At 58.8% G+C, this 9542-nt stretch carries 10 protein-coding genes; all 10 read right to left on the reverse strand.

Annotated features, from left to right (window positions below; translation table 11 throughout):
• The coding region (locus RIN56_20345) for a UbiX family flavin prenyltransferase (GenBank protein MDR7869145.1) at positions 1–551 on the reverse strand (551 nt) is incomplete at its 3' end.
• A gap of 14 nt (positions 552–565) precedes the next feature.
• Entirely contained in the window at positions 566–1915 is a 1350-nt protein-coding gene (locus tag RIN56_20350) for a UbiD family decarboxylase (protein MDR7869146.1), read from the reverse strand.
• 5 nt (positions 1916–1920) lie between these two features.
• A complete protein-coding gene (locus RIN56_20355) occupies positions 1921–3051 on the reverse strand; it encodes a Xaa-Pro peptidase family protein (protein MDR7869147.1) in 1131 nt (376 codons plus the stop codon).
• A 17-nt stretch (positions 3052–3068) separates the two neighbouring features.
• Positions 3069–4076, reverse strand: a complete 1008-nt coding sequence (gene dmpG / locus RIN56_20360) for a 4-hydroxy-2-oxovalerate aldolase (protein MDR7869148.1) — start codon at positions 4074–4076, stop codon at positions 3069–3071.
• Entirely contained in the window at positions 4073–4960 is an 888-nt protein-coding gene (locus tag RIN56_20365) for an acetaldehyde dehydrogenase (acetylating) (protein MDR7869149.1), read from the reverse strand. The genes dmpG and RIN56_20365 overlap by 4 nt, the downstream gene beginning before the upstream one ends.
• A gap of 18 nt (positions 4961–4978) precedes the next feature.
• Positions 4979–5764, reverse strand: coding sequence for a fumarylacetoacetate hydrolase family protein (locus tag RIN56_20370; protein ID MDR7869150.1), 786 nt, complete (start codon positions 5762–5764; stop codon positions 4979–4981).
• 15 nt (positions 5765–5779) lie between these two features.
• Positions 5780–6670, reverse strand: coding sequence for a molybdopterin-binding protein (locus RIN56_20375; protein ID MDR7869151.1), 891 nt, complete (start codon positions 6668–6670; stop codon positions 5780–5782).
• A complete protein-coding gene (locus RIN56_20380; protein MDR7869152.1) occupies positions 6661–7497 on the reverse strand; it encodes a hypothetical protein in 837 nt (278 codons plus the stop codon). The genes RIN56_20375 and RIN56_20380 overlap by 10 nt, the downstream gene beginning before the upstream one ends.
• Positions 7498–7528: 31 nt before the next feature.
• A complete protein-coding gene (locus RIN56_20385; protein MDR7869153.1) occupies positions 7529–8956 on the reverse strand; it encodes a hypothetical protein in 1428 nt (475 codons plus the stop codon).
• On the reverse strand, positions 8956–9542 hold a 587-nt coding region (locus RIN56_20390), incomplete at its 5' end, for a 4Fe-4S binding protein (protein MDR7869154.1). The genes RIN56_20390 and RIN56_20385, both read right to left, overlap by 1 nt.

A 9542-nucleotide genomic window follows, 5' to 3' on the forward strand; every position in this document is an offset into this window, starting at 1 on the left:
CCTGACCATCTTAGGAAAAGCTGGTTATCGATTCCTAGCGCGTCAGCTATCCTTCCCACCATGATCTTCACAAGTCCGTCGATTGTTTCCGGTCGGTGGTAGAAGCCCGGGCTGGCCGGCATAATCGTCACTCCAAGGTTAGACAAAGTCAGCATATTCCCAAGATGGATTGAACTCAGCGGAGTTTCCCGCGGGACGAGCACCAGGCGGCGTCTTTCCTTGATGACGACATCGGCGGCACGGCAAAGCAGGTTGTCGGCCAGTCCGTTGGCAACGGCGGCCACGGTGCGCATGGAGCAAGGGGCGACGACCATGGCGTCCGTTTTGAACGAGCCGCTCGCGATTGCGGCGCCGAGGTTATTGAAAGCGTGCAGCCGGGTAACACTGTTCTCAATATCTTTTTTCGTAACTCCGCACTCGTGCTCGAGCACTTTCCAACCGTTATCCGTGACGACTCCGTGAATCTCGTGGCCTTCCCGGCCGAGAAACTTCAGTAGCTCCCAGCCGTAAACAGCGCCACTCGCCCCGGATATGCCTACAATAATGCGCACGTGTTAATCCTCCGCTACGGCTTATCTATGTAAGCTGCCAGGTCGAGAAGCTTTTCCCCGGGAATGCGGATCTTCTCGAACCGGAAGGGGTCGGATCCCAAGGGCACAGTTGCGTCAATGCCCATTTTGTCGCTGAGGCCGTCGTTGCTCGAAGGGTCTAGTTTGTTGCCGAGGGCGTCATTGACGACAACAAGGTCGCGGCCGGCCTGGAAGCGGGTGGCTATCGCCCACTCGACGTCAACCGGGTCGAAGATATCGACATCTTTGTCGACTACAACTACACGCTTAACTTCCTGGCTACTGGCAAAAGCGGCGAACATGGCGTTTTTGGCTTCGCCCTCGTTCTGCTTATCTATTGCGATAACGGCATGGTAGCGACAAGTACCGCCGGGGGTGAGGTGGACGGCCAGCGCGTTGGGCACTGCGCCTTTGATTACCTGCAGCATTCCGCCTTCGCGGGGGATGGCGCCCAGGAGCAAGTGTTCCATGGTTGCCGGTACGATGGTGTGATATATCGGCTTCCTGCGAGTGGTCACGGCCGTCAGCTCGATAACAGGCTTGGGGGATGCCGGCCCGTAGTATTTGGGATATTCGCCGAACGGCCCTTCGACTTCACGGATATCCGGCAATAAGCGCCCTTCAAGCACAATTTCAGCATGCGCCGGGACGTTCAAATCCACGGTTTCGCCTTTGACTAGCTCAAGCGGCTGGTCGTAGAGGGCGCTGGCGAGAGTGTATTCGTCATAACCAAGCGGGGCTATGGCCTGTGAAGCCAGAAGTAGGATGGGGTCGACCCCGATGGCGATCGCCACATCCAGTGGCTTGCCTTTCGCTTCTGCCGCCCGGTGAAAGTGCGACAGGTGGCGGGGCAGGATAAGTATCCCGAGACGGTTGGGGCCGAGGACGTGGAGCCGGTGAATGGAGAGGTTGCCAGCCCCGGTTGCGGGGTCCTTGGATATCAGCACGCCGGCTGTTATATATGGTCCGCCGTCTTTTTCGTGGTGAACGGGGATTGGTAGTTTGCCGAGGTCGACGGACAGCTCGATAATTTCTTTTACCGGCGCCTGGTTTTTATCGATTACGACACAGTCCCTGGGCGCGGCCTGGGCAGCGGCCACCGTGGACACCAGGTTGTCAGTCGGTACGCCGAGCGCGGCCGCGAACATGGCGCGGGTGCTGGCGAGGCCGGTTACGACGGGAGTTGCGGAGCCGGCAACATTATTGAACATCAGCGCGTACTTGCCGTCGGCTTTTTTCCCGAGGCCGGCAAGCTCGTACTTGGGGCTTACTTCGCGGCTTACCGTCTTGAGCAAGTCGTCGCCCTTTAGTACTTCAAGCCAGTCGCGCAGCGACTTGATACCCATAGGTTTCACCCTCCTGAGCCTGTTACTTGGGTAGCTTTCCAGATAAGCTGTCGCGGGTATTCGGTAAGAATCTCGTTGGTCCGCTCGCCGACATATATGCAATCGGTAATCCGGGGTCCGCCGATGTCCGGCCTATAGATGGTCGGCAGCAGCAGGTCTACGACCATGCCAGCCTCTATCATCTCGCTCCGCCCCTTGCCGATGATAGGATAGAATTCCGACTGCCTCAGTCCGACGCCGTAGCCGGCGTAATCTAGATAGTGATTTTCCCATCCGCCGGCGGCAACGACCTGCCGCGCGGCACTGTCGACTTCGGCGGCGGTTGCCCCGGGGCGAAGCGCCCGGATGGCCGCCTCCTGGGCCTCGAGGAGCAGGTCGTATACCGCCACCCTGCCGGCCGCCACCTCACCAACCGCGACAGTCCTGCACATCTTGGCGCAGTAGCCCCGGCAGGTGGCGCCGAGGTGGATAACGACGATTTCTCCGCCGGCTATTGCCTTGACCGACGCGCAGGGATGAGTGAGAAGGATCCGTTCGCCTGATACCACCTGCGGCCTGAAGGGCGAGCCGTCGGAGCCGGCTTTGAGCATGGCGTACTCGGCTTCTGCGAGCACCTCGCATTCACGGACGCCCGGCCGCACCGCCTGAGCAGCGGCAGCCATGCCGGCAGCCACGATGCGGCCGGCCTCGCGCATGAGGGCAACCTCATCCTCGTCTTTGATAGCGCGGAGCCTGTAGAACAGATCGCCCGCGTTGATAAAGTTGTCCTGGACAAAGGCCTGGCGGAAAGCATCAAACACCCCGAAGGCGACGAAGTAGCGCTCGAATCCGATGCGTGGCGCGCTATAACCGAATTGCCGTATTTTTTCTATGCACTTGACAGCCAGCGATTCGCGCGGGAACTGGTATCCGAAGGTAGCGAGACCGGATTGCCGGCGGACATAATCGGCGTCCAGCGCAATAGTTACAGCGCAGGCCTCGCCCTCACGGGGTATGATTACGGCCAGGCACTCGATCTGGGTGAGCCCGGTGAAATAGATGAGGTTCTCGCGGTTGTTGACGAAGAGGATGTCGAGGCCTTGGTCGGCCATCATCCGCTGGGCCTTTTCGATCCGATGCGGAAACACCGCCGTCATGTTCTCACCTCGCGGGATTATACCTGTTTCGCTTTTGCCAATTCAATGGCGACGTCGATAATGATATCTTCCTGACCACCGACTGTTTTGCGGCGCCCCATTTCGATAAGGATGTCCCGGGCGTCGACGCTAAATTTTTCGGCAGCCCGACGGGCGTGTAGCATGAAGCTGCCGTAGGCACCGGCGTAGCCGATGGCCAGTGCTTCATTCGAGATGATCTGCGGCCGATGCATGATACCGTCGAGCACTTCGCCGATGTCCATAGCCTTGTAAAGATCGATGCCTGTCGTCCGGCCCATTTTGTTGAGCACGGCCGTCAGCACCTCCAGTTGGGCGTTGCCCGCCCCGGCGCCAAGACCGCGCAGGCAAGCATCAACGGACTCCGCGCCTGCATCGATGGCTGCTAAGGTATTGCCGATGGCAAGTCCGAGGTTATTGTGAGCGTGGAAGCCGACCGGCAGTTTAACCGCCGCCTTGACGGCGAGGATGCGCTCGGCTACGTCACCGGGAACCATCGCCCCGGCAGAGTCGGTGACATATATCATGTCAGCGCCGTAACTTTCAAAGAGTTTGGCCTGCTCGGCCACTTTTTCGGGCGACGCCATATGGGCCATCATCAGAAAGCCGACGGCTTCAAGGCCATGCTTCTTGGCAAAGCCGATGTGCTGTTCGCCGACATCGGCCTCGGTGACGTGGGTGGCCACCCGGACAGTGCTAACCCCGTATTCCATCGCTTCTTCAAGATGCTCGATCGTACCTATGCCAGGGATAAGCAGCACGTCCAGCCTAGCATTTTTCACTGCTTTGCTTACGGCCGCCAGGTATTCCTTGTCACTGGCGCGGGCGAAGCCGTACTGCATGGATGAGCCGCCCAGGCCGTCCCCGTGGCCTACTTCGAGAGTACCGACCCCTGCTGCGTCCAGTCCGGCAGCGATTTGCGCCATCTGGGCGGGGGTCAGCTGGTGACTGACGGCGTGCATGCCGTCCCGCAGGGTAGCGTCGATTATCCGTATCGGTTTCATCATCTTGCCCCTCCCTGCTTCAGGTCGGCGTATCGTTCGGCCACCGCCACCGCCGCCGCGGTGATGATGTCGAGGTTGCCCGAGTATTTTGGCAGATAGTCGCCGGCGCCTTCGACTTCGATCATCGCCACCACCCGCTCGCCGTCGGCGTAGGGGGGAACTTTAAGCCTATAGCCGGGCACGTACTGCTGCAGTTTACGGACCATTTCGTCGACCGACTTTTTGATTGCCTCGATGCGCGCCGTGTCGCATTTGGCGTAGATGGTGTTGCGCATCAGTATCGGCGGCTCGGCCGGGTTGAGGATGATGATGGCCTTGGCGTCGCCGGCGCCGCCTACTTTGACGAGGGCATTGCGGGTTGTCTGGGTGAATTCGTCGATGTTTTGCCGTGTACCAGGACCGGCGCTGCGGCTGCTGATGGTCGACACGATCTCGGCGTATTCAACCGGAGCCGCTTGGTTTATCGCGTACACAATCGGCACCGTTGCCTGGCCGCCGCAGGTAACCATATTTACATTCGGCTCGGCCATTAGCTGTTGATCCATGCCCACCGCGGGCACTATGTAGGGGCCTACCGCCGCCGGCGTGAGGTCGATGGCGAAAATGCCCGCCTGCTTGAGTTTGGGCGCATGAGCCAGATGAGGGCGGGCCCCGGTCGCATCGAAAGCAATGTCTATTTTATTTGTGGCATGAAAGGCGAGCAGCCCGTCGATGCCGTCGGCGGTAACGTCGATACCTTGCTCCTTAGCCATATTCATGCCAGGCGTATCGGCAATTATGCCTGCCATTAGCGCCAATTCTATATTACGGCTGCGGAAAATCTTTTTCATCAGGTCAATGCCGATGTTTCCTGGTCCGATTATTGCCGCGCGTAGTTTTCCGTCCACTTCATCCACCTCCGCACCTTATTTGACGAACCGCGCTCCGACCACTCCCAGCCGGTCGAAGGACGCCCGCATGCTGTCTCCTGCCGCAACCGGGCAGGCCGCGGTGAGCGACCCGGACATGATTATTTCTCCCGCCTTTAGAGTAATACCATAGGCGGCAAGCTTATTGGCCAGCCAGGCAACTGCGTTGGCTGGGTGCCCGAGGACGGCGGCGCCGGCAGCCGTGGCCACTGTTTCGCCGTTCTTTTCAAGCACCAAGCCCATTAGCCGCATGTCGCACTCTTCGACCGGAACAAGCCTCCCACTGACGATGACCTTGCCAATGGACGCGCCGTCGGCGATCGTATCCTGGATCTTAATCTTCCAGTCTTTAATACGGGTGTCGATTATCTCCAGCGCCGGCATTATTCCGGCGGTCGCCTGCAAAACCTTAGCCACAGTTATGCCGGGGCCGACGAGGTCTTCCTTGAGAACAAAGGCGATTTCCGCTTCGACTTTGGGTGCGATCAGCTCGCTGAGCGATAAAGGCTCTCCCTCCAGCGCCATCATCCGGTCAGTGATGTACCCATAGTCAGGCTCGAATACTCCGAGGGCGCTCTGCATCGCTTTACTGGTAAGCCCGATCTTTTTACCGACGATTACATGTCCTTCCGCCATCCGTAGACGCATGCCCGCCAGCTGTACTTGGTATGCTTCATCGTTGGAGATGCCAGGGTGGCGGTCGGTAAGCGCCGCGATCGGGGCGTGGCCGCTTTCAGCCGCATACAGTTCCCGGGCAAGCTGGAGAATAGTTTTGTCGTCCATGTTATCCCTCCGTTATCAATGATGCCATTGTTTGTGGCGCAGTTTTTCCCGCAGGATTTCGGCAATATCGGTCGCAAGAGCCTTCCGGTCGACTGAGCCGGCGGTACAGTGCCGGCGCAGGGCGGCAGCCGCCGCCGCCACCTCGTCGTGGGGTCCCGGCAGGCTTACGAAGGTGGTGAGCCCGTAGCCGCCGACGCCGATACGCACGCCGTCCTTGACATGGCGCCCCGTGCCGGCCTGAAATTTGACGGTCCACGGCGTTGTCGCCTCCGGATCCACCCTGGTCAGCGCCTCGACGCTAAAATCCTTGTCCTCGGCGCCAACGCCGCCGGTAGTGATTACCAAGCCATAGCCCCGCTCGGCAGTATCCCGCAGATGGTGGGCGATGACGGTGGCGTCATCTTCCAGCGTGCCGCCGAATTCCGCCCGGTAGCCTTGCTCGACGAGCATGCGGAGCAAAAAGGGGCTGTTGGTATCTTCGATCATCCCTTTTGCCACCTCGAAGCCAGTGGCAAAAACCATTGCCCGTCCGAGTACGTTCCGCTCAATTTCGCTGCTCATTGCCTCCGCGCGGGTGACTACAGCCGTAGCGTCTTCCTCCGCGCCGCTGATAATCCCGAGGATGCCGGCCGAATCGACATAGGCTGCGTCGGTTATTTTTATTCCCTCGATCCCGCCGACAGCGGCGAGCAATGCTTTTTCCTTCCCGGCGACCTGCCTGATATCGATAGTTTCGGTAAGAAGATCGAGGCATATATGGTCGTCACGGACGTCGACCACCAGCACCCTGTCGGCCGGGAGGGCCAGCACCTCCGCTACGGCCGCCGCCACTGCTGTGAGATTGGCAGCCCGTAGCTCCAGCCCGTATATCTTGAGCTCTGTTTTCTCAAGGAGGTTTATCTGCACGGGGCAGCCTCCTCCCGGACATCGAGCCTCATGTCGAGGAGCGGCGCATCGATGATGCTGCCGCCAATGTCGAGGATATCGATGCCTTTGCTTCTGAGGGTCGGGATATCTTCCAGGCGGATGCCCTGTGCAAAAGCTACCTTAACCTTCTCGCGGAGCCCGGCGCCGGCAAGCGCGTTATTGACGGCCGCGACGTCGGCCAGGCTGCCGGTGTCGATCATAAGGATATCGGCGCCGCCGCGAGCCGCTGCAAGAGCCTCAGAGACTATTGGGGCAGAGCGCCCCTTCAACTGGATGCATTTACTTTTGTCATCCAGGGACGCCACCGTGGCCAGGGTCGTTTCCACCCCCCCAAGCATGTGGACAAAGTTTTTGTCGAGGTATAAAAAGGGTCCGTCGACGATGCGGAATGAGGCCTGTCCGGCTGCCACCGCTTCCCTTACGATCCATTTGATTTCCGGAGGCATCTTTTTCCACGCACCGCAAACGATTTTGAGCTCCGGCCCGGCCAGCTCGACCGCCCGGCGGGCGGCGGTAGCGATGCCTGACGGTTTGGCCAGGAGACCGATGGCCACTTCTTCGGCCATGGCAAGCTGCTTGGGGGTCCCGGTGAGTTTGGCCACAATCGCATCGGTAGGCACCTTATCGCCGTCGGTAATCATAATCTCAACGGCAACGCCAAGAGCGGAAAGCTGGTCGGCAAGCCGCGCCAAACCGGTGACGATGCCGGCGCGCTCGGTGGTGATATATGCATTATACGGCCTGTCGCTTATCGATGCGAAAATTAAATCGCGGATATCCTGTTGTGTATGGGCCGCTTGTTGCATTTTTGCCGCCTCCTGTTGCTGTCGTGTGGGATTATAAATTGATGACGCCCCGCTGCTTGAGCCATTTGGGCAGTAGTTCCTTGTCCACCTTCGCAGATACCGCCGGCGCCTTGGCTATCAACAAATCTGCCAGAGTATCGGATACATTGATACCACCCATGGCGCCGTCAAAGATGATTACTTTATCAATCTTGGCGGTTTTGTATGCGAAATGCATCGCCCCGTCCAGATGTTCGGCTATGACCGCGTGTTTCATGTACTGGAGGTTCTGGGGGTCGGTGCTTATCAGGTCGGCCTGTGCCTGGCCGACGACAACGGTCGGTATGTGCTCGGAGAAGAAGGCGCTTGGGTAGCCGCCCCAGGCGTAGTTATGGACTACCATTTTTATGGCCGGATTCATGGGGGCGATGCCGTCGATGAGCGGTTTGCCATCCTTGCCGTAGAATGCTTCCGTGTACCAGGTATAAGGGGCAAGCGGTTTGTCGAGGTCGAAGAGGTCTTCGTTGGCGCCGGCGAAGTTGGCGTAAATGACGCCGGCTGCAAAGACATAGGGGACGGGACAGGGGAAGTCCAGGCCGACGATGCATTCGTCGATTTCACCCAGGAGGGTCATGATCTTGCCGTAGTACTTTAGGCCCTCGACGGTCAGTTGGTCGTTAAGGACGTAGAGATCGTTCTCGGCACTAACGCCGACGACGCCGCTTGGCGACATGTTGAGGAAGGACGCGAAGGCGAATTTACTCTTGACAAATTCCGATTCAAAGATTGCCCGAGCGGTGAAATTAGCGCCCCGCGGGCCCATGTTCCAGTGGTAAGTCGAGCGGGTCTCGATTCTGGCATAGGACATTCCGAAAGGCTTGACGGCTCGGTCGACCTGACGGTGGAAGTGGACTTCGCGCACGTCGCTGTTGTGGACGTGGACAATCCAGTCGGCATCGTAGACCGCCTTTATACCGTAGAGAGTGCCAATCTCGGTCTGGATTGCTAACCCTTCGTCGATGGGAGCGATGCCGCGGGCCTTGCCTTTATAATGTTCGTCGAGCTTGTACCGTTTAATGTATTCCTCGGTTTCGCGAAAGCGCAGTCCGACCCCGGCCCTAAGACGGATATCCTGGGTGCCGGTGCGCTCGGCGATAATGTCGCGCACGGTGCGCAGCAATTCGGCGTAGGGCTCGCCGCCCAAGAGGGTGAAGCCGTGGTGAGAAGCAAGCACGTTCACCGACTGGCCTGATTTGATCATCGACATGTCGACCTTGGCCAGCGCGGCTTCGGCGGCCTGCCGCACCGCGCCGAGGCCGCCTTCACCGGGATACAATACCGCCGGAGTATCGGCGAACAGGTCCTTGATCAGCAGGGAGGTCATTTCCGGATATTCGGCCATGCGTTTGGTTACAAGCTCCGGAGCAATTCCGTATTGGGACGCCCGCGGCGCCATCGGGGTGATAGCCGGGCGTTTCATCAGGAGTTCCCCCTTTCCTTTTTGGCTTTTACCACTTCGTCGAACAGTTTGATGTCTTCGTCGAAATAGAAACCGCGGCTGTTATATTTCTGCTTGATCTCGTCAGGAATGTCGAATACGGTGGGCGTCAGGCCGTACCACTGCCAGCCGGGCGGCTTTTCGGGGGTGATGCCTGCCGCCTGGAGAAGCCGCAAGATGGGCTGAATGCACTCGACCTTGCAGCCCATGCGGATGCCGGTCATACGGGATATGTCTTCGGGGCTTTTCGCTCCTTTGATGATTGCACCGGCTACTTCTTCCGCCCGTGTAGCGGTGCAGTAGCAAATAATCTGTTCAGGATTGAGCTTGGCTTTTACGCACAGCTCGGCAATCTTCTCATAAGGAAGATCGCTGATGTCGACTGTTACCGTATACGGATTTTCCAGTTTCTCCATGGAGATGGCGAATACCGGACACCGTTGGTTGCAGCCGCCACATCCCCGGCAGTCCTCCAGCTTGACGGCCGCTTTCCTGTCCTTTAGCGTAATAGCCAACGACGGACACACTTTCGTGCATATGCCGCAGCCGATACATTTTCCCGTATCGA

The sequence above is a fragment of the Sporomusaceae bacterium genome, assembly GCA_031460455.1.
Lineage (GTDB): Bacteria > Bacillota > Negativicutes > Sporomusales > UBA7701 > Anaeroselena.